Origin of the sequence: Agathobaculum sp. LCP25S3_E8 (assembly GCF_052117165.1) — a bacterium.
GTDB lineage: Bacteria > Bacillota > Clostridia > Oscillospirales > Butyricicoccaceae > Agathobaculum.
On sequence record NZ_JBQKJR010000002.1, the window covers coordinates 78,913 to 99,518 of the forward strand.

Annotated in this window: 19 protein-coding genes and 1 pseudogene; 8 read left to right on the forward strand and 12 right to left on the reverse strand. The window is 56.3% G+C overall.

From position 1 onward, the window contains the following. Window positions 1-160: 160 nt before the first annotated feature. The 4 genes from ACTQ34_RS01510 to ACTQ34_RS01525 all read right to left on the reverse strand — a co-directional run bounded on the left by ACTQ34_RS01510 (window position 161) and on the right by ACTQ34_RS01525 (window position 3,661). The gene (locus ACTQ34_RS01510; RefSeq protein ID WP_441362168.1) at window positions 161-1,258 is read right to left on the reverse strand and encodes a DUF4179 domain-containing protein; all 1,098 of its coding nucleotides are present in this window, start codon (window positions 1,256-1,258) and stop codon (window positions 161-163) included. Continuing rightward, window positions 1,242-1,736, reverse strand: a complete 495-nt coding sequence (locus ACTQ34_RS01515; protein ID WP_441362169.1) for an RNA polymerase sigma factor — start codon at window positions 1,734-1,736, stop codon at window positions 1,242-1,244. Before ACTQ34_RS01515 ends, ACTQ34_RS01510 begins: the two co-directional genes overlap by 17 nt. A gap of 163 nt (window positions 1,737-1,899) precedes the next feature. After that, entirely contained in the window at window positions 1,900-3,327 is a 1,428-nt protein-coding gene (locus tag ACTQ34_RS01520; RefSeq protein ID WP_441362170.1) for an FtsW/RodA/SpoVE family cell cycle protein, read from the reverse strand. Further along, complete coding sequence (locus tag ACTQ34_RS01525) at window positions 3,314-3,661, reverse strand: PadR family transcriptional regulator (RefSeq protein WP_441362171.1); 348 nt, start codon at window positions 3,659-3,661, stop codon at window positions 3,314-3,316. The genes ACTQ34_RS01520 and ACTQ34_RS01525 overlap by 14 nt, the downstream gene beginning before the upstream one ends. A gap of 165 nt (window positions 3,662-3,826) precedes the next feature. On the opposite strand from ACTQ34_RS01525, the gene ACTQ34_RS01530 reads away from it, so the two are divergent. The 4 genes and pseudogenes from ACTQ34_RS01530 (at window position 3,827) to ndk (ending at window position 6,858) form a co-directional block, all read left to right on the forward strand. After that, entirely contained in the window at window positions 3,827-4,438 is a 612-nt protein-coding gene (locus tag ACTQ34_RS01530) for a TetR/AcrR family transcriptional regulator (protein WP_441362172.1), read from the forward strand. Then, window positions 4,416-5,795 (forward strand): MATE family efflux transporter, encoded by a 1,380-nt coding sequence (locus ACTQ34_RS01535; RefSeq protein ID WP_441362173.1) that lies wholly within the window; start codon window positions 4,416-4,418, stop codon window positions 5,793-5,795. Before ACTQ34_RS01530 ends, ACTQ34_RS01535 begins: the two co-directional genes overlap by 23 nt. 31 nt (window positions 5,796-5,826) lie before the next feature. Next, window positions 5,827-6,381, forward strand: a pseudogene (locus tag ACTQ34_RS01540) (prolyl-tRNA synthetase associated domain-containing protein). A 72-nt stretch (window positions 6,382-6,453) separates the two neighbouring features. Next, entirely contained in the window at window positions 6,454-6,858 is a 405-nt protein-coding gene (gene ndk, locus ACTQ34_RS01545; RefSeq protein WP_441362174.1) for a nucleoside-diphosphate kinase, read from the forward strand. Between the two features lie 47 nt (window positions 6,859-6,905). Here the strand turns inward: ndk and ACTQ34_RS01550 are convergent, their stop codons facing one another. The 4 genes from ACTQ34_RS01550 to ACTQ34_RS01565 form a co-directional block, all read right to left on the reverse strand. Continuing rightward, a complete protein-coding gene (locus ACTQ34_RS01550) occupies window positions 6,906-8,744 on the reverse strand; it encodes an LTA synthase family protein (protein ID WP_441362175.1) in 1,839 nt (612 codons plus the stop codon). A 118-nt stretch (window positions 8,745-8,862) separates the two neighbouring features. Further along, on the reverse strand, window positions 8,863-9,528 hold the full coding sequence (locus ACTQ34_RS01555; protein ID WP_441362176.1) for a DUF6320 domain-containing protein: 666 nt from the start codon (window positions 9,526-9,528) through the stop codon (window positions 8,863-8,865). Further along, window positions 9,501-10,808, reverse strand: a complete 1,308-nt coding sequence (locus ACTQ34_RS01560; RefSeq protein ID WP_441362177.1) for a hypothetical protein — start codon at window positions 10,806-10,808, stop codon at window positions 9,501-9,503. Before ACTQ34_RS01560 ends, ACTQ34_RS01555 begins: the two co-directional genes overlap by 28 nt. Further along, a complete protein-coding gene (locus tag ACTQ34_RS01565; RefSeq protein WP_441362178.1) occupies window positions 10,775-11,737 on the reverse strand; it encodes an alpha/beta hydrolase in 963 nt (320 codons plus the stop codon). The genes ACTQ34_RS01560 and ACTQ34_RS01565 overlap by 34 nt, the downstream gene beginning before the upstream one ends. A gap of 173 nt (window positions 11,738-11,910) precedes the next feature. Here ACTQ34_RS01565 and ACTQ34_RS01570 point away from each other — a divergent pair, with 173 nt between their 5' ends. The 3 genes from ACTQ34_RS01570 (at window position 11,911) to ACTQ34_RS01580 (ending at window position 15,244) form a co-directional block, all read left to right on the forward strand. Then, a complete protein-coding gene (locus tag ACTQ34_RS01570) occupies window positions 11,911-12,702 on the forward strand; it encodes an HAD-IIA family hydrolase (protein WP_441362179.1) in 792 nt (263 codons plus the stop codon). Window positions 12,703-12,812: 110 nt separating this feature from the next. Further along, on the forward strand, window positions 12,813-13,487 hold the full coding sequence (locus ACTQ34_RS01575) for a response regulator transcription factor (protein WP_441362180.1): 675 nt from the start codon (window positions 12,813-12,815) through the stop codon (window positions 13,485-13,487). Then, the gene (locus tag ACTQ34_RS01580; protein ID WP_441362181.1) at window positions 13,487-15,244 is read left to right on the forward strand and encodes a sensor histidine kinase; all 1,758 of its coding nucleotides are present in this window, start codon (window positions 13,487-13,489) and stop codon (window positions 15,242-15,244) included. The genes ACTQ34_RS01575 and ACTQ34_RS01580 overlap by 1 nt, the downstream gene beginning before the upstream one ends. Window positions 15,245-15,264: 20 nt before the next feature. Here ACTQ34_RS01580 and ACTQ34_RS01585 read toward each other — a convergent pair whose 3' ends face one another. The 4 genes from ACTQ34_RS01585 to ACTQ34_RS01600 all read right to left on the reverse strand — a co-directional run bounded on the left by ACTQ34_RS01585 (window position 15,265) and on the right by ACTQ34_RS01600 (window position 19,589). Next, window positions 15,265-15,738, reverse strand: coding sequence for a phosphate-starvation-inducible PsiE family protein (locus ACTQ34_RS01585; RefSeq protein ID WP_441362182.1), 474 nt, complete (start codon window positions 15,736-15,738; stop codon window positions 15,265-15,267). A 131-nt stretch (window positions 15,739-15,869) separates the two neighbouring features. Beyond that, window positions 15,870-17,273 (reverse strand): sodium-dependent transporter, encoded by a 1,404-nt coding sequence (locus ACTQ34_RS01590; protein WP_441362183.1) that lies wholly within the window; start codon window positions 17,271-17,273, stop codon window positions 15,870-15,872. 142 nt (window positions 17,274-17,415) lie between these two features. Continuing rightward, window positions 17,416-19,071 carry a tryptophanase gene (locus tag ACTQ34_RS01595; protein WP_441362184.1) on the reverse strand — a complete coding sequence of 552 codons (1,656 nt, stop codon included), beginning with the start codon at window positions 19,069-19,071 and terminating at the stop codon, window positions 17,416-17,418. A 140-nt stretch (window positions 19,072-19,211) separates the two neighbouring features. Continuing rightward, window positions 19,212-19,589 (reverse strand): RidA family protein, encoded by a 378-nt coding sequence (locus ACTQ34_RS01600; protein ID WP_441362185.1) that lies wholly within the window; start codon window positions 19,587-19,589, stop codon window positions 19,212-19,214. 260 nt (window positions 19,590-19,849) lie between these two features. Between ACTQ34_RS01600 and ACTQ34_RS01605 the strand changes: the two genes are divergently transcribed. Then, the gene (locus ACTQ34_RS01605) at window positions 19,850-20,545 is read left to right on the forward strand and encodes a helix-turn-helix transcriptional regulator (protein WP_441362186.1); all 696 of its coding nucleotides are present in this window, start codon (window positions 19,850-19,852) and stop codon (window positions 20,543-20,545) included. Window positions 20,546-20,606 lie beyond the last annotated feature (61 nt).

The following is a 20,606-nucleotide window of genomic DNA, read 5'->3' on the forward strand; positions in this document are numbered from 1 at the left end:
CCCTCCGAGGTCAGCATGTAGTGGTTTTCCTAGTTTGATTGTAGCACCGCCTGGAAGATTTGTAAATCGAATCCAGTCGGATTTTACCATTTCCGGACACCGTGTATAGTAACGAAAAAGCAGCGGCATCCGATAACGGATGCCGCTGTTTTTTTCGATTTTACTGCTGAACAGGAATTTCCACACTGCCAATCGTCAGAGAAACGATGTTCTCAAGCGGAATAATCTCACTGAAAATATCACCCTTCTGGCAAACAGTTTTTCCACCCTGCGGCTTGATGCTGCCGCCCGCATAGGACATATCCAGGCTGGTTCCATCCGCCTTGTTAATCGAGATCTGCACATCGTCAAAATACTTCTGCATCTGCGCGCTGTCATGGTCACTCTGTTTGCCTGACTGCGCGTTCTCGTCCCACTGCACCTCGCTATCCACCGTATAATCCACGCGCAGTGCGAGCGGAGACAGCGTGATTTGGTCGATGGTTGCAGTCATACCGTTCAAGTCAAACGTCTGACCCGCCGGTAGATTGATCGAGGTATCCTCGAAATCCAGATTGAACTTAAACGACCAATCGCCTTCCGCAATTACGGTGCGGTTCATGTCCTCGTCAAACACATACAGATCGCTGAATTTTGCCTGCACCGTGTGGCCATGCACATCGCCGTCGCTGATCTCGCGCGTTTCCACATATTGAATGGACGGATCGTTCGGGTCAGCGTCGTAAAAATACGATCCACCATGCGTGCCGCCAAAATATCCCATCAGCGTGGTATCCTCTTCAGCAAAATTCAGCGGCAGCAGACCGTCGCCCACCGTTTTGCTCAGGTCGATGTCAAACGCCTCTCCATCGTCTCGCACGATCGAATAGGTGATGGCATAATGGTACTTGTCGCCAATGATGGCATCCGCCGTGACGGTCACGCCGTTATCCGTATCGCTTGCGCCGATCGGACGGCCAATCTGGTCGATAATCTCGGTGTCCGCCGTCGGACCGAACACACCGGAGAACGCTTCCCCCGCGGTCTTGAACACCCCGGACGCGCCCGCACCGATGCCCAACACCAGCGCCGCCGCCACGCCAACCGCTGCCACGCGCGGCAGGCGAGACTTCCGTCCACGCGGTTTTTCCAGCTGCGGTGCGCTTTCGCCCGCCGCATCCAGCAGGTTTTGCACCATGCGCGCCTTAGCCTCGTCTGAGAATCGCAGACCATCCAGTGCATCAGTATACTCTCTGTTATCATTATACGCTCTGTTCATATTCATTCCCTCCCAAAGTCATGCGCAGCTTTTGCCGTCCCCGGCTCAGGTGCGCGGTCACCGCGGATTCGCTGCGGCCCAGCAGGCTGGCAATCTCGCGGACGGAGTAGCCTTCGTAGTAATACAGGTAAACCGCTTCGCGGTAGTTTTCCGGCAGCGCCATCACCGCTTCCAGCACATCGTTTTCGGGTGCGACAGGCGCGGGCGCTTCCGCCACTGCTTCGAGCGCCACCGTGCGCCGCCGGAACGCATTTCGCATCATGTCCTTACAAGCGTTCGCGGTCGCGCGGATGATCCACGCCTTTTCGTGCGCCGGGCTGTCAAACGTCTGCCCACTGGTCAGCAGTTTGAGGAACACGGTCTGGCAAATGTCCTCTGCATCCTGTGTATGTTTCAGATAGGTGTACGAAAGCCGCAGAATCAGGTCGGAATAGGTGCTCACCAACCGTTCGGCCTCAGCCCTGTCCAGTTGTATCATGGTTTCATCAACTCCTTTGGCGGCCGTCCGGCCGTGTCAGCAACGTCGCTTCACCTACAATACGAATGAGCAAAGCCTTTGCTGACAGCGGGAGGGAATTTTTTTGCCAAAGCAAAAGACAGCCCCCCGAAGGGACTGTCTTTTAGTATAGCATAGTTTGTCGTTACGAGATAGAACGCGCATTCTGCGGCGCAAGGCCGCTCTCGAGTTGTCCCGACCGCTGCGCGGACAGAAGTAGGCCGAGCAGCAGCATGGTCTGGCACAGGTACAGGCTGCCATAGGACAGCAGCGGCAGGCCATAGGCTGCAACCAGGATGATACCGCAGTTTTGCAGCACATACATGAGGGTTTGCAGCGCGAACGTCACCATCACGCCCATGCACACACTGCGCGCGAGCAGGCCGGTCTGTTTGCGCGCAATGCGGAAGCCCCAGACAAGCAGTAGCACCGCCGCCGCCAGAATCAGCAGCACCGCCGCCCAGCCCCAATAGTATTTTGCCGCTATAAACACCCAATCGGTTGCGCCGTTCCTCCACAGCAATGCTTCCACACTATGTATACTGCTGTCGAAGGGGAATGGGATGCCAAACATAATGTTTTGCGCCACCGCCCCCTGATAACCGTTTCCCATCGCATCGCTCTGCGGGTGGAGCACAACCCATAACGCCTCCCGGATGTGTCCATCGGAAACAATCAGGAACAGGCAGTACAGCGCCATCGCCAGCACCGGCGACACCGCGAGCACCAGCCTGCCCCGCGTGCGCCGCCCGAACACGCCGTGCCAGACCGCCATAAACAGCATGCCGCAGCTGACCACCGTCAGCACGCCAAGCGCTGCCATGGACGGCGCGAGCGTCGCAAAGAACCACATGCCCGACAGCGACAACAAGCAGACGCCGACGCCGCGCGTCCCCTTGCCGCGCTGCCGGAACAGGATGCCCGCAAACAGCACCGGAAAGAACCACACCCAACAAGACAGATGATAGTTTTTCCCCATCGCGATCGGCCCTTGGGTCAGCAGCAAACCAATGCCAATCCACGCACCGTATAGCAGCCAGCAGTGCCGCCCAAGGATAGTGTAGTCCACGAAATACGCAGCCAGCAGACACACAGCGCCCGCCACATATTTTCCGAAAAACATGTACCATTCCAAATCATTGTTCGGGCGCATGCTATATTGCAGCACCAACCCGATTGCCGCAACCACCAGCACGATGCCCAGCATCACCCAGTCCGGGCGCGGCCGCCATGCGCGGTCAAGCTGCGTGCCGGTCTCGACCGCGTCGACCATTTCGCGCGCGGTCGCCTGCGCGGCAGCGTCCTCATTCATTCCCTCATTGAGAAAGGCTTCGTACTGGTCGGAAAGGTGGTCAGCCAGTTCCTTTGCCGCCACCGGACGCGCCCGCTTCCAGCGCATCTGAGCGGTCGCGCTGCTCACCCAGCCGCGCAGCAGTTCGGGCAGCGGCCTCACGCTGCGCCCCTCGGCGGCGGCAGCCAGTGCTTCGAGTTCAGCCGTATCCAGTGCCCGCTCAGCCGCATCGCGCTCGAGCAAATGCAGCAGATACCGCCGCACACCGTCAGGCAAACGCATGGCTCTCTCCCCCCTTCAGCACACGCTCGACCGCGCCGGAAAACTGCCGCCATTCCTCGGTTTTTTCCGCCAGCCGCGTACGTCCCGCGTCGGTCAGATGGTAATACTTGCGCATCCGCGCACCGTCCGCGGCGCGCTCATAGCTCTGCACCAGCCCCTGCGTTTCCAGCGTGTGCAGCAGCGGATAAAGCGTACCCGCCTTGAGCGAAAATGTGTCATCCGACCGCTCGCGCAGCCGCTCGATCATCTGATAGCCGTATAGGTCATCCTCCTCCAGCAGCCGCAGCACCAGCAGCGCCGTACTTCCCGCAAGCAAACTTTTGTCAATTGCCATTTTCTATCCCTCCTTATATCGGTGTTCGATATATTGATTATATATAGATGCTCGATATATGTCAAGCCTATTCGCGCCAAATTTCCCCATCGTTTGCGCGCCTCCCGCTTGACAAACTAATACCGTTAGTTTATTCTGAAAATATAGAAAACTAACATTGTTAGTTTGGAGGGATATCGCATAGCAAGAAAGGGGCTCAGCCGCGATACCATTGTCGATGCGGCGGCGGCGCTGGCCGAAGAAAAAGGCATGGAAAACCTGACGCTGCGCGAGTTAGCGGACGCGCTGGATGTCAAACCGGCTTCTCTATACAACCATTTGCAGGGCTTGCCCGAACTGAACGTGCGGCTGGCTGAGTGCGCGCTTGACCGTTTGATGGACACGCTTCAGCAAGCGGTCGATATCCGTCCGGTTACGGATGCCTTGCGCGCGCTGGCTGTGGCTTACCGCAGCTTTGCGCATGAGCAGCCGCAGCTGTACCGTGCAATGATGATGCTGCCGCAGTTTTCCGACCCCGGTTTGATTGCGCGCAAGCAGGCGTTTATGGATTTATTCGTGCGCATGCTTGCACCGCTCGGCCTGCCGTCGGAAGAGCGCGTACATCTATCCCGACTGATTCGCAGTACGCTGCATGGCTATATTTCCATGGAGGCTGCCGGCTTTTTCCGCTCTCCGCTGGCAACCGCAGACGAGAGCTTCGAACGAACAACCGAATGGTTATGTGAACAAATTACACGGACGGAGGCGAACTACCATGGCGGAACAAACCACCAGTGAGGCGCAGGAACGCCGCTTTCATCAGATGACAGAGGCGCCGCTCGAGCCGCTCTTTTGCAAAATGGCTGTGCCGACTATCATCAGTATGCTCATCACTTCCATCTATAACATGGCCGACACTTTTTTCGTCGGTAAACTGGGTACCAGTGCAACCGGTGCGGTCGGCGTGGTGTTCCCACTCATGGCGCTCATCCAGTCCATCGGTTTTTTCTTCGGGCAAGGCTCAGGCAGCTATATTTCGCGCCAGCTTGGCGCGCAGCATCAAGAAGAAGCCGAGCGCATGGCAGCGACCGGCTTCTTTTCCGCGCTCATCACGGGTATTTTGATTCTGGTTTTCGGCCTGCTGCTGCGCAGTCCGCTATGCCACCTGCTTGGCGCAACCGAGACCATCTATCCATATGCGCTTGCCTACATGCAAATCATTCTGTGCGGCGCGCCGTATATGATGGCCGCACTCGTACTCAACAACCAGCTGCGTCAGCAGGGCAACGCGACCTATGCGATGGTCGGGCTGGTATCGGGTGGTGTGCTCAACATCGTGCTCGACCCGCTGTTCATCTTTGTTCTTGATTTGGGTATCAGCGGCGCGGCTTACGCGACCATTCTCAGCCAGCTCATCAGCTTTCTGCTGCTTCTGCTCGGCATTCGCCTGTCGCGCGGCGTGCAGATTCGCCTGCGGCAATTCTCCCCCAGCATCAGCCGCTTCACCGCGCTTGCGGGCGGCGGCCTGCCCAGCCTGTGCCGACAGGGTCTGGCCTCGGTCGCGGTTACCTTTCTCAATACCGCCGCGCGCCCTTACGGTGACGCCGCCATCGCGGCCATGAGCATCGTCTCCCGCGTCTCTCAGTTCGCCGGGTCGGCCATGATTGGCTTCGGACAGGGCTTCCAGCCGGTCTGCGGCTACAATTACGGCGCGCGCAAATACGACCGCGTGCGGCGCGGCTTCTGGTTCTGCGTCAAGTCCTCGTTTCTGGTGCTGCTTGCACTGGCCGTGCTGGGCTGGATTTTCGCACCCCAGATTATCGCTGTTTTCCGTGCGGATGACCCCGAAGTCATTCGCATCGGCACGCTGACACTGCGGCTGCAGTGCCTGTCCTTCCCACTCATCGGCTGGGTGACCATGTGCAACATGCTGCTGCAAAACATCGCGCTGACCATGCGCGCCAGTCTGGTTGCCGCGGCGCGGCAAGGGTTGTTTTTCATCCCGCTGGCTATCGTGCTGCCTGTGTTCCTTGCGCTTCTCGGCGTGCAGCTGTGTCAACCGCTGAGCGACCTGTGTGCGTTCATCCTGTCCATCTTTGTGACCGTACCGGTGCTGCGTATTCTGGCACGCGGGCAGAATCCCGCACGCAATTGACCTCAAATCATCCATCACAGGAGTGTTACCCATGTCTGACTTTTACCTTGACCCCACACTGTACGACGGCCGTCCGGTTGACCTGACCGGTCGAGATGCGGTTGAAATCGCCTGCTATGATTTTCTCGACCGGATCGGCGTACCCTACTGCCGCATCGATCACGATGAAACGCCCTCGATCGAGGCCTGCGGCGAAGTGGAAAAGCTGCTCGGCATTGAAATCTGCAAAAATCTGTTTCTGTGCAACCGGTAGAAAACGCAGTTCACGCTGCTGCTCATGCCCGGCCGAAAAGCCTTCCGCACCAAGGAGCTGTCCGCGCAGCTGGGCTGCTCGAGGCTGTCTTTCGCCGATGCTGAACACATGCAGGCGTATCTGGGCGTGACACCCGGCTCGGTATCCGTACTCGGTCTGCTGAACGACACCGAAAAACACGTCCGGCTGGTCATCGACCGCGACGCGCTCGCGCACGAGTATTTCGGCTGCCACCCCTGCCGCAACACTACCTCGCTGCGCATCAAAACCGCTGATCTGACCGGCCGCATTCTGCCCGCGCTCGGCCATGAACCCACGTATGTCAGCTTGTAAGGCCAAAAAGGCTTGTTTCCGCACCGCTTTATTGCTATACTGAAAGAAAGTATGAAAGAAAGCAGGCGTTTTATGGAAAGAACCTATATCATGCTCAAACCGGATGCTTTGCAGCGCGGCATCACGGGTGAAATCCTCGCGCGCATCGAGCGTAAGGGCTACCGCATCACTCACATGAAAACCATGCAGCTGGACGAGGCTATTCTGCGTGAGCATTATGCGCACATCGTCGACCAGCCGTTTTTCCCGCCCACAGTGGACTATATGACGAGCGGCCCGGTGCTGGCGATGGTCGTGGAGGGTGAAAACGTCATTCAGGGTATGCGCACCCTTATGGGCCCGACCAAGAACGAGAACGCAATGCCGGGTACCATCCGCGGCGACTTCGCCTGCTCGACCACCTATAACGTCATCCACGGCTCGGACTCCCCGGAGAACGCGGAAATCGAGATCCGCCGATTTTTCGGCGAGATTTGACGGACAAACGACAAAAGGACGTTTCCAATGGGAAACGTCCTTTTATTTTACTCTGTTGCCTGCGCATAGTAATCCGTATCCAGAATCGCGTCGTTTACCTCCTGAAAGCGGCGGGCATAGGCGTTCATTTCGGACACCTCCGCGTCCGTCATGCCGTTGTTCCACAAGACCTGCCCGTTTTCCGCGTAAGCCGTATCGGTCAGCCAGCCGCCGTTCGGGAAAATGACATACCCCTTATAATCCGGGTCAAATGCATCCCGCCCCATCGTGTCAGGCACTTCCAACCCGAACAGGTTGGCAAGCGTCGGCAGTAAGTCGACGGTTTGCAGCGTCTTAGTCACCGTTTGCGGCGTGCAGCCTTCATACCAGATAAAGCACGGCGTACGCTCAAGCAGACGGCCGCCTGCGGCTTCAGAGTACTCCTCCAGCACCGCACGGTCGGTCAAGCCATAAGCATAGTGGTCATCATACACGCAAATCACCGTGTTTTCCAGCAGACCGTCCTCCTCCAGCCGTGTGAGCAGACGCGTGAACATCTCGTCGGTCAGCCGTGCCTTGGCAAACAGACCGTTTATCTCATACGGACGGCTGTCATCCTTGTATTCCGGGAACTGTTCGAGCGCATAGGTAGTCAGCGCATCTATCTCGTCATAGCCGAGATGCCCGCTATAGGTGATGAGAAAGTCCGCAAACGGCTGCTGCGCAATCATCGCGCTGTAAAGTTCCTCACAGTCAATCAAAAACCTATCGTCACCCGCCTGCAATTCGTCCTGCGCGTAATCCAGCGCAGAATGATACTGCTCATAGCCGAACGCCTGATGCATCGCACCGCGATTGTAGAACTTGGCTTCGCTCTTGTGAAAGGAATTGGCGGTATAGCCCGCACCTTCCAGCAAATTGCCGAGTGCATACGGAAACGCGCTGCGGCTGAGCGAATAGGCAACATTTCCGTTGGCGTATGGATAAATGCCGGTCTGTGCGGCAAACTCGGTGTTGAAGGTGTAGCCATTCGCGTACTGCGGCGTGTAAAACTCCGCAAAATTGATGCCTTCACGCTGCAATCGCGCGAGTGTCGGCGTGTTTTCATCGTTAAGCACAAAGTCATCCACGCTCTCAAGCTGCACCAGAATCAGGTTTTTGCCCGCGAGCAGACCGGTCATTGGGTTGTTCTCGTGCGCGGGCCGCTCATCGAAAAAGGCATCAATCTGCGCACGCTGCTCGGCTGCGTCTGCATCGGGTACAATAGACAGGCATGCATCCCGAACGACAAACTGATATGGTCCGGTCAGCGCAAGGTCATAGGTGGATGAAGAAAACCGCTCGTATTCGTACCCACTCGACTGCCACGAATCCCAGTCGAGCGTTTCTGGTACAGGCGCATACAGCCGCGGCGCGACAAACTGCGTCAGCGCAAAGAACAGTACCAGCATCGGACAGACACGCCGCCGCGGCAGATTGTCGGGCAGCCGCCGCACGCCCAACACCCCCCACAGTACCAGCAGCACGACCACCAGCACAAAACGCATATCAATCAGCTGCCGGATGTAGCCTGCAAAGCCCAGACCTTCTCCCGCAAACAGGAAGTCCGACAGGAACAGAAACCGGTTAAAAATGCGCCAGATACCATACTGTATCACCGCATATACCGCCCAAACGGTGTAAATCAGTCCATACAGTATTCGTCCGACTGTCCGCCGCTGCGGCAGCAGACACAGCGCTGCGAACAGCGCTCCAAAGCCCAGTGAAAACAGGTTTGGCGCCGCCGCATACAGCGGATACCATGCCGCGCACCCTGTCGCAGCGCGCAAAGTCAGGTCGAGCAGCCAAAACGGCAGCACCGCGCCTGCGGCGCTGCCGCCGAGCCGCAGCAGTTGTTTTTTGTCCATTTCAAAGCCGTCCTTCCGTCTTATCCTGACAGTATACGGCTTTTTGCGTCAAAATGCAACCCATTTCAGCACAAATGCACCCAAATGCAAAAAGAGCCGCTGTACGGCTCTTTTTATATTACAGATGAAACCGCCGCTGCAGCTCAGCCTTGATGGTCTGCCATTGGAACAGTATCAGCGCCGCCAGCGACAAAATGGCCAGCCCCGCACACAAAAGCGAGGGCAACAGCACCCGGACCTGTCCGCACGCAATCAGAACGAGCGGCAGCAGCCCGAAAAAACATGCGCCGATGAGCGGTCCGGCAAACAGCCGGAGCGGTGTTTTGCAGAGCACTGCTATCAGCAGCATCGCCAGAATCCCCACGATGCAAACACACGGCAACACAAAATCCACCGACCAGCCGCGCCAGCCCGTCCACCAATCCCACAAAAAGGACAAAACCGGAATCAGCACAACCTGCCAGCCGATATTCTGCGTCATGTCACGCCGATAGGCCACGCCGACCGCCGCCGCCACCCAGACGCACACCGCACCCGCCACCACGAACAGCGACCAGAGCGCGTGCCATCCGGTTGCAATATTGACCAGCACGCAGATGACGCTGACTGCAATCGCAATCAGCGCCAGCAGCCGCAGCACAAAACCGGTTGTAAACCGCGGCTTTTCCAGCGCCGGAAACACCTCGGTGTCCGGCTCCGGCGTGCCGGAAAGCTGTCCGCCGCACAGCGGACAGCAGGTTTTATGACCGGCGACGGTCACTCGGCAGCTGGGGCATCGCTGCATGACGTTTCCTCCTCTTCATGGTATTCGTTGCTTCGAATCTCGATTTCGATTCCCTCGTCGACCAGCAGCTCAAAAAAGCGGCGCTGCACCTCGGTGTTCTCAAAGGCCGAAGTAAAGCCAAAATGTAGGCTGTTGCCAAATGAACAGGTGCAAAGCTGCGTCGCGCCCGTCGACATAAACACACCGAAACCGCGCACAAAGGGACAAAGCGCTTCGGGCAGACGGAATTTGCCGACGTTGGACAGCGCCGCTGTCTCCCCGCGGTCGGACACCGCGCCACTGAGCCGCAAAACCGGGTTTTTGAGTGCCAGCGGAATCAGCCGCAGCACGGGATTGTGCTCGAGCGCGGCCAACTGGTTCATGCGCGCGCCCAGCCGTTCGGGAGTGAGTTCTTCTTTGAAGGCCGCCGCAACACAGGCCACAATATCCTCAATCTCTCCGCACCGCTTGGAAAAATCATATCCGACCCGAATCGTCCCAAAGAAGTTGCGTGTTGTGCGCGAGGGGAAAAAGCTGCGCAAATCGACCGGAACGGTCAGAATGACCGGTTTTTTCTGCTCGCGGACATACATTTCGCTATGAATTGCGGAAAGCAGGAGCGCTGTCATATAGACGGTCAGCGTCGCGCCGCAGCGGTGCGCTGCGGCCAGCACCTGCCGCACATCTGCCACACCCTCAATAACGGTCAGGCCGCCGTCCGCACGGCGCACCCCACGCAAACGGTAGGCACGCCCCAGCCCTTCGGAGGTCTTACCGCTGCTGTGCGGCTTGTAATACTTCTGGAAGCTGTCTGCCCAGCGTTGGGATACGGACGCCTGCGGCGGCCCGTCCACCCCAGCCTCCGGATGGCGCAGCATCAGGTAAGCAGTCATCAGCGACTCAAAAAACTCGATTGCGCCCGCTCCATCCGCCAGCACATGGTACATGTCCAGACTGACCTTGTGCCGCCAATAGCTGACGCGGAACAGCAGCGACCGGCTGCCCTCATACAGCGCTGCACACGGCGGCGCATGCTCAGGCACGACCGAAGCCCGCAGCGTAGTCTGTTCCAGGTAGTACCAGAACACACCGCGCCGCATGACCATCAACAGATGCGGATAGCGTTTCAGCGTGCGATCGAGCGCGGTTTGCAGCACATCGGGCGCGACCGGCTCGGTCAGTTCGCACGACAGGCGAAACACCCCTGTCGCCGACCCGTGCGAGGTCGGCGGAAATATCTTCGCCGCGTTGTCCAGACGGCTCCAGCTTAAATTTTTTCGGTCGCGTTTATCGTTTGGCATGCGATTGACTCCCCATTCAGGAATTGTTCGATCAGGTCATAGGTGCGCCGCACCATCGGAAACCGCACCGGCAGCGAAAAATAGCCGTGCAGCGCATCCGGCATGCGGTATTGCTCCACCGAATTGCCTGCATCCCTCAGCGCGCGGGCATAGGCCTCGCCTTCGTCGCGCAGCGGGTCAAACTCAGCAGTCACGACCAGCGTGCGCGGCTGGCAGGATAAGTCAGGCGCAAGCAGCGGCGCAAAATATGGATTGTGCATGCGTTTGGGGTCCCCGCCCGCATACAGCATCATATAATCACACACGCGCTTTGCCGTCAGCAAATAGTCTGTGCCGTTTTCCCGCACGGAATCAAAGCGCGAGTCAGGCGAATGGTCATGATAGGTCGCAGGATAAATCAGTATCTGCTGCGCGACCTTAAATTCTCCGCGGTCGCGGGCCATCAGCGAGACCGCTGCCGCCAGATTGCCGCCCGCCGAATCCCCCACGAGCGTAATCTCCTGCGAGCGCACGCCGAACTGTTCGGGATGCCGGTAAACCTCGCGCGCAGCAGCATAACAGTCCTCCAAACCCTCAGGAAACACATGCTCAGGCGCAAGGCCGTACTCCACCGAGGCCACACGACAGCCTGTGCGCCGCGCCAGATTGCGGCAGACCGCATTATAAGTGTCTACATTTTCGAGCACCCAGCCGCCGCCGTGGAAAAACAACAGCAGGCGGCCGTCCGTCTGCTTTTTGGGCGTGTAGATGCGCACACGAATATCATGCCCGTCCCGTTCGATTTTATGGTCCCACAAATGGTAAAGCGGCGACAGCGGCGTGCGCAGGCCTCGTACCGCCCGCTCCACCCGATAGGTTTTTTCCAAATCAATATTTGCCGTATAACTCAGTGCGTGCAGCGCGGCACGCATGGCTTTGCTGATTGCCATTGTCTGTTCTCCATTCCCTCAATTCCCTTACAGTATACCATGCTTTGTCCCCCCACGCAAAGCATCTATCCTTTACAGTTATTTAACAGCTGCGAAACTTTTTTCTCTTGACGAAACCACCATGCATTCCGCATAATAGAAGTATTGCAAAATACTGCGAAAGGAGAACCCAAATGAGCGAAACACTCGAATTGCTTCGTGAGAAAAAAGGTTTTATCTGCGATATGGACGGTGTCATCTATCACGGCAACCGTCTGCTGGAGGGCGTAACCGAATTTGTCGACTGGCTGCAAAAGGAAAACAAGAGCTTTCTGTTTTTGACCAACTCGTCCGAGCGCTCACCGCTTGAATTGCAGCAGAAGCTCGCCCGCATGGGTCTGGAAATCGGTGAGGAACACTTCTATACCTCCGCGCTGGCAACCGCCAAGTTTGTCGCCAGCCAGAAGCCCGGCGCATCCGCCTATGTCATCGGCGCGCCCGGCCTGGTCGGCGCATTGTATGAGGCGGGCATCGTGATGAACGACGTTGACCCGGACTATGTCATCGCAGGTGAAACCAACACCTATAACTATCAGACCATCCTCAAAGCAGTCGATTTGGTCAACAAGGGTGCGCGTCTGATTGCGACCAACTCCGACCTGACCGGTCCGTCCGAGCAGGGCATCATTCCGGCCTGCCGCGCGCTGGTTTCCCCCATCGAACTGGCGACTGGCAAAAGCGCGTATTATGTCGGCAAGCCCAATCCCCTGATGATGCGCACCGGCCTGCGCCTGCTGGGCGTGCACTCGCATGAAGCCGTCATGGTGGGCGACCGTATGGACACCGACATTGTCGCGGGCATCGAAACCGGTTTGGACACCGTACTGGTGCTCTCCGGCTGCACCACACGCGCGGATGTGGAAAACTATGCTTACCGTCCGCACTACATCTTAAACGGCGTGGGCGATATCCCGCCCGGAAAATAAAACAATTCTTTCCAGCAGCCTGCCTTGCGGCAGGCTGTTTTTTTCTGATGCGCGGATAAAATTCGGACAATTCCATGCTATACTGAAAGCAATAAAAGGAGGGGATGCACATGGCGGGACATATTTTACTGGCAGAAGACGATAAGGCGCTCTCTGCGCTTATGCAGGACTTTTTCCGGGCGGCGGGTGTGCATGTCACCCCTGCGTACGACGGTGAGCAGGCGCTCACGCTTGCCGGAGAGCAGAGTTTCGACCTTTTGGTGCTCGATGTGATGATGCCGCAGCTGAACGGGCTGGATGTATGCGCAGCTGTACGGCGCGAGAGCGATGTGCCGGTGATTTTTGTCACCGCGCTCGGGCAGGAGGGCGACACGCTCGCGGGTTTTCGTGCAGGCGCGGACGATTACGTCACAAAGCCGTTTTCCTTCCCTGTGCTGGTCGCCAAAGCGCAGGCGCTCATGCGCCGGGCGCGCGGCCTGCGGCTGGGCGCAAACGAGCTGGGCTACGGCAGCATCCTGATGGACACCGCAACGCACGCGGTCACGGTGGATGGTGCGCCGGTGTCTCTGCGCCCCAAAGAGGCGCAGATTCTCGAGCTGCTTCTGCGCGAACAAGGGCGCACCGTGTCGCGCGACCTGCTGATCGAGCGCGTGTGGGGCGTGGACTTCGACGGCGACGAGCGCATGGTGGACCGCCATGTGGCTGAGCTGCGAAAAGCCCTCGGCACAGCGGCGCAGCATATCAAAGCAATCTACGGCAAGGGCTACCGATTGGGGGGATCGTGATGAAAAAGCTCAAAGCATTCTGGCTAAGGCGCAGCATCGCAACACGGCTGACGGCACTGACGGCGCTTATGCTGGCGCTGGTGTGCGCGCTGTGGACCTGGTTTTCCATGCAGCGCGCGAATGATCACATCATGCAGCAGCGTTATTCCTATCTGGAATACATTCAGCAGATCTTGCTCGACAAGCTGGAATTACATGTGCCAGATTCGGATCACCTTCCTCTGCCGGACTCTGAATCCTATTGGAAGCTACGGTTTGATTACGCTCGCTGGACGAGTTCAAATTCCTCTACACCTTTTATCCTGCAATATGCGGTGGGTGATGAGATCGTTTCCTTAACATCACCGCTTACCATCATACAGACAGTTAGCGCACATGACGCACCGGTCTACCATAACGTAATCATTGATCTAGGCGGCTTCTCCGAGGCAGACATCTGCTCCTTACAGCAATGCGCGCAAACGGTTACACCGGAATGGTCAGGTAACAGCCCATATTGGACAGTTTATGGCACGGTGAAAGGATTGGAAGAGGACGAGTTTTCTAAGATCACCTATCTCGTAGCCAACCGCATTGTTTCCTGTGTGGATGAGCAGACTTGGCATGCGCAGACGCCTGTGGAGGAAACCACCTCGCAGCGCCTCTTCTTTCAGAATATTTTTGCAGATAACAATGCAATGGAACAGTATTTCGACGCGCTCCACTTTCTTCAGTATCGTCAGCGGGAAGATCGAACGCAGGCCGGACTGGATGCACTGCAAACGCGGGATTTTTCTTCCACAGTATCCGGCAACGGTTATTCTACGCTGTTTTTAGCGTATACTTCCGATTATACGAACGAAATTTCCCTTTATTTCAGATATATTCCATTCCTGATGGCGCTGGTTTATATACTTGTGCTGTTCCTGTTCTATCAGGGTGTGCGCTGGGCTGTGGTCTACCCACTGTACGACACCACTCATCAGGCGCAGCACGTTGCGCACCTTGAATTTGACGCTTTCCATCCCGACACCGCCCGCGGCGACGAGATAGGTGACCTCAACCGCGCGCTGGCCGATATGGCAGGAGACCTGCACCAGCGCTGGGACAGCGAGCGCGACCTCGAAGACCGGCGGCAGCAATTCGTCGCAGCGGCCAGCCACGACCTCAAAACCCCGCTTGCGCTCATCGGCGGCTACGCCGAAGCCATCGCGCAGGACATTTCGCCCGAGGAGAACGCGCGCTACCTTGCCGCCATCGAGCAGGAAACCGGCCGCATGAACAGTCTGGTGCGCGAAATGCTCGACTACACCCGTCTCGACCGCACGGACGAGCTGAAACACCGCACCGCCATCGACCTTTCCGCCCTGCTGCGGTCGCTGCTGGATGAATATGCACCGCTGTTCGAACACCGCCGACTGACGGTCCATCTTGCGGACGGCATCCGCATCCGCGGGGACGAAACGCTGCTGCGCCGTGCGTTCGGCTGTTTGCTGGAAAACGCCGCGAAATACTCGCCCGACGACGGGCGCGTGACGGTCACGCTGCGCCGCGGCGGTGGGCCGCTCTTCACAGTCGAAAACGACTGCGATCCCATTCCGGAAAACGAGCTTCCGCGTCTGTTTGAAATGTTCTACCGCAGTGATAAGGCGAGAAACCGCGCCGGCGGGCACGGCCTCGGTCTTGCCATTACGCAGAAAATTCTCGCGCTGCACGGTCTTATCTGCCGCGCGGAAAATACCGAAACCGGCGTATGCTTTTCTGTTTCCGTCCGGTAAATACGGCGAAGGCCGTCCCCTTAGGGACGGCCTTTCTTCTCTCTCTCTTCTTTCGATGTGTCAAACCCCAACACTTCGGCTTGGACATCGTTTTCAATATCCTTCTTGCTTCTCTTCGGACGATCCAGACGCGAAATATACAAATATTTGCGAATAACGAACAGTACGCCAACCGAAAGCACCGCCAACAGATTTTCCAGCGGCGAAGTATGCTCGACGATCATCTGGCGGGCAATCGCCAGCAGCATCACATCCACCACAGAGTCGATTGTGTAGCTGGTGATCATCTTGATTAACTCGATGCCGATAATGATCAAGCAAGCGTCGCTCAGGCGCTCTTGAAAATAATCCGGCACCAACAGCATCTGATTCAGCTCCGTCGTACACACCAACCCTACGCTGCCTACAACACAGGCCAGCAGGATAATCAGGCCAAGTGTGATCTCAATCGCAGTGGCGGCACTGGATATCTTGTCGCGCAGATCCGAGTTCATCTTTTTCTCCTTCATTCCTCATATTCTATTCCATTTGTTCCACTAGTATAACATAAATTGCCCGCCGTCTGCAACAGGCGGCGGGCAATTCCCGTGGGAAGGGGAGTGATTATTTTTTTCCAGTTACGGGATCAGCCGATGCCGCCATAATATACACCCAGAATCAGCGCCAGCAGAGCCAGCGGTACATAGATGAACTTGCCGAGCGGATAGAACCAGCCGCCAATTGGCTTCTTGATGCCTTCGTTGACGGCCGACAAAGCGGTCTTCTCCTTGAGCACCCAGAAGAACATGATGCCTGCGAGCATTGCGCCGAGCGGGCAGATCCAGATCGAAACAAGATCCATCCACTGCGAGGTCCACGGCTGGATCGCAATCGAAACGATCATGCCGATTACACCGATCGTGGCAACCGCCGCGATACGGTTGAACTTCAGCTTCTCCTGCAGGAACGCCACCGGCGCCTCATACAGGTTGACGATCGAAGATACGCCTGCGAACAGCACGCAGATAAAGAATACAAAACCGATAATACGGCCGCCGGGCATAGCGTTGAAAACATTGACCAGATAGATGAACATCAAGCCAGGGCCACCGGAAACATCGTTGATACCAGCACCCAGCACAACAGCCATGGCCGGGATGATAACGAACGCCGCCAGCAGCGCCGCCATCGTATCAAACACTGCAACGTTGCGCGCAGAGTTCGGGATATCCTCGTTCTTGCTCAGGTAAGAACCGTAAATAACCGATCCGTTGCCTGCAACGGACAGGGAGAAGAATGCCTGACCGAATGCAAATACCCAAACCTCGGGATTCGCCAGACCGGCCGGGTTAAGCGTGAAGATGTACTTATAGCCCTCGGAAGATCCGCTCAGAGTGAAGATGTAAATGCCAAGGCCGAGGAACAGGAAGAACAGAACCGGCATCATAACCTTGTTCGCCTTCTCAATGCCGCCTGCAACGCCCAGCGCCATGATGATCAGCGAAACAACCAGGCCGATGATCTGCCAGACACCGTTGCCGATACCGAAAAAGCCGCTGCTCGCCATCATGCCAAGCGCTTCGCCCAGGGACTCAGCGCCGGGTGCGGTCGCATCAAATGCACCGCCAATGACGCCCATATCCGTACCCATGCCGAACAGGCCACCGGAAATGCTCAAGAAGGTATACTTGAAGATCCAGCCGAGTACGACTGTGTAGCCGATGGCCAGCATCAGCGCGCCGATGATCGGAATTGCGCCGATCAGCTCGCCAGAACGGCGGTTGCCGGTGCGCTCCTCGGTGCACATGCCGAATGCGCCTACCGGGCCCGCGCCTGCGCGGCGACCGAGTGCGAATTCTTCAATAACACCCGATGCACCGATCAGGATAACGAAAATGAAATATGGAATCAGGAAGGTCATACCGCCGTACTTCTGCACCATGATCGGGAAACGCCAGATGTTGCCCATGCCGACCGCCGAGCCGATACAAGCTAAAATAAAGCCCCATTTGCTTGAAAAGCCATCGCGTTTGGTTTCTTCATTACTCATGCTTTACACCCCTTTTTCTACCGGTCGTACCAGTAATAAAAACACCCGCGGAATTTTTCACTTTTCCGCGGGTGTCCTTTACCTTTCATCTCCTATGCTCTTTCCACGCGGCACAGGTTACGCCCTTATTGTCTCCTTCAGATTACTTCTCTTCGTTCGGGTACGGCTCGAGGAATGCATGGAAGTGACGCATCGGCAGCTTGTGGCCCCATACAATGCGCATGTTCGGAATGGACTCGCGATCCTCGTACAGCGCCTTAACTGCTGCAATAACGTAATCCAGGTGCTCCTGCGTCAGACGGCTGCGGTCAATTGCGAAGCGAACCACGTTTGCCAGCTCTGCCTGCTGCTCCGGGGTCTTGAGGTCATACTCCATGGAGTAGTCGCCCAGCTCGGATACACGGATACCATAGCGGCGAATCAACTCAAGGCTGAAGCCCTCGCCTGCGAAGGTATCGTGGCCGCGCTTGCCGTCAAAGAATTCATCCATATTGATGTACACTGCATGGCCGCCTGCCGGAAGTACAACGCCCTTGACACCGGCCTTATAGAAGCCTTCTGCCAGATAGTTGCACTGTGCAACGCGCTCGTTCATGTAATTGAAGTCGCAGCTCTCGTACAGACCAACCGCCAGAGCCATGATATCACGGCCGGACATACCGCCGTAGGAATCGTTGCCGTAGCAGGAAATCTGCTTCACCTTCAAGGTAACGCCTACATCCGTAACGATGTTGCCGTTCTCGTCGAAATCGGAGAACTTCTGCCAGAACAGGCCTTTGTCGCGGAATGCGAGCATGCCGCCCATGTTGGCGTGGCCGTCCTTCTTGGCGGACATAGTGAAGGCATCGCAGTACTGGAACATTTCGGTTGCAATCTCCGCGATGGACTTATCGGCATAGCCATCCTCGTTCATCTTGATGAAGTATGCATTCTCAGCCCAGCGAGCGGTATCAAATACCACCGGAATCTCATACTTATGCGCAACGCGGTTGATTTCCTTCAGGTTTGCCATGGAAACTGCCTGACCGCAAACCGGGTTGTTGGTAATGCAGGTGAAAATCAGCGGAACGTTCTCGGGGCCGACACCCTGAATCAGCTGCTCCAGCTTTTCAATGTCCATGTTGCCCTTGAAGGGGTTCTTCTCATACTTGCCGCCTTCCGGTACTTCGTACAGCAGTTCCTTGTTGTACAGGTTACGCGGAATGGAGCCCATCTGCTTGATGTTACCCTCGGTGGTATCAAAGTGACCGTTGGACGGGATGGTGAACTTCTTGCCGGGGTAACGGCGATTGAGGATGTTGCGGACGATTTCCATCAGAACGGACTCCGCCGCACGGCCCTGCTGGATAATGAAGGTATTCGGGCGCTCCATCTGCTTAGCGCCGCCATTGAAGAAGCCGCCTTCATACTCGCAGAGGTACACTTCGTTCATCATCTTCTCTACGTCGCGGCAGTCCGTGCGCACGAGGTCGATGATCTTCTTCCAGTTCTTCTCGCCGCCGCGCTCAAAGATGTCGCGGAAGGTATCGAGCAATACATAGTAACCGGTGTTGCGGCCATACGCCTCGTCGCCGAGGAACAGCGCCGCCCACTGCTGATTGGTCATCGCGGTGGTACCGGAGTCGGACAGCATATCAACAGTCAGCATACCGGCCGGGAATGCGAATTCATTCCAGTGGGTCGCATTCAGAGCGCGCTCGCGCTGCTCAATCGTAACGTCCGGCAGATCGCGAACGGCAAACGTGAAATGATGGGGTGCGGGTACATCCAGCGGGTAGTGAGCCATGTTCTTGTCCATATAAATTACCTCCATTTTTTTTGGCGCGTTGCGCCGTTATTTTTAGAGGATACCCCGGTCATCGATTGCCGGTTTTCCGCTTCCGACAATTCCGACTGGCGGACAGTATCTTTTACTAACGTAAATGAATATCGGGGATGTTACAGCGCCGCGATAACCTCAATCTCGACCAACGCATCCTTGGGCAGACGCGCCACTTCAACTGCGGAACGGGCCGGATAGCCTCCCTCGCCAAAGAATGTTGCATAGACTTCATTCATTGCGCCGAAGTTGTTCATGTCACTGAGGAACACCGTCGTCTTAACGATGCGATCCATACCGATTCCGGCTTCCGCCAAGATTGCCTTTACATTTTCCAAAGACTGCTTGGTTTGTTCCGCAATTCCTTCCGGAAATGCGCCTGTCGCCGGATTGATGGGCAACTGCCCGGATGTGATAACCAGTCCGTCTACTGCAACGGCCTGTGCGTACGGTCCGATAGCCGCGGGAGCCAAATCCGTACTGATGACTTTTTTCATCCTTCCACGCCTCCTTTTCTGAGATAAATTTATCACCAGAATAATAATTTGTCAAGCGGTTTTTGTGTATTTTGTACCATTACACACTTTCATTTTCGTTTTTTGTAGGAATTTTATATAGGTTTTGTCAAAACTATATAATAATTATTTCTTTTAATTGTGATAATTTATTCTCATCTTTTTTGACAAATCTCTTTTTTTTACGGTATAATAAAATCAAGGACAAAAACCTGTCTGATTTTTGAAAACGAGGTGAGCGTATGGCCAATCCGTTGTTGCAACATTATATGAAATTGACCGAATTTCTCGGTCAGGCGCTTGGCCCCGATTATGAGGTCGCGCTGCACGATCTGACCGATAAGAACCGCTCTATCATCGCCATCGCCAACAATCATGTCAGCGGACGCGAGGTAGGCGCCCCTCTAACCAATGTAGCACTCAAAATTCTAATGGATAAAAGCTACGAGTCGCAGGACTACCGGCTGCATTATTGCGGTGTATCCGCCGCGGGCAAAACTTTGCGCTCTTCCACTCTGTTTATCAAGCAAAATGGCCGTCTGATTGGCATGCTCTGCATCAATTTTGATGACAGCCGGTATCAGGCAGCCAGCGAAAACATCCTGCGCCTGTGCCATCCGGATGCGTTTGTGGAGGAACACTGTCAGCCCGACAGACCGCAAAGCGGAGAAGCTGTACGAGCCGTACCAGCCACGACCGAAAGCTTCCACAACTCGATTGACGCTGTTGCAGGCGACGCGGTCAACCGCGAGCTGGTACGTCTGGGCGTGACTGCCGAACGACTGACACCCGACGAACGTATCCAAATCATCTCCTCGCTCGAAGCAGGCGGCATTTTCCTGCTCAAGGGCGCGGTCAAAGATGTCGCCGATGCACTGCACTGCTCACAGGCCAGCGTTTACCGCTACCTGTCGCAAATTAAAAAAGACGAAATCTGATACATTTCCGGTTAATAAGCAAAAAATGAGCGCATTGCGCTCATTTTTCACTCCCCGGAAC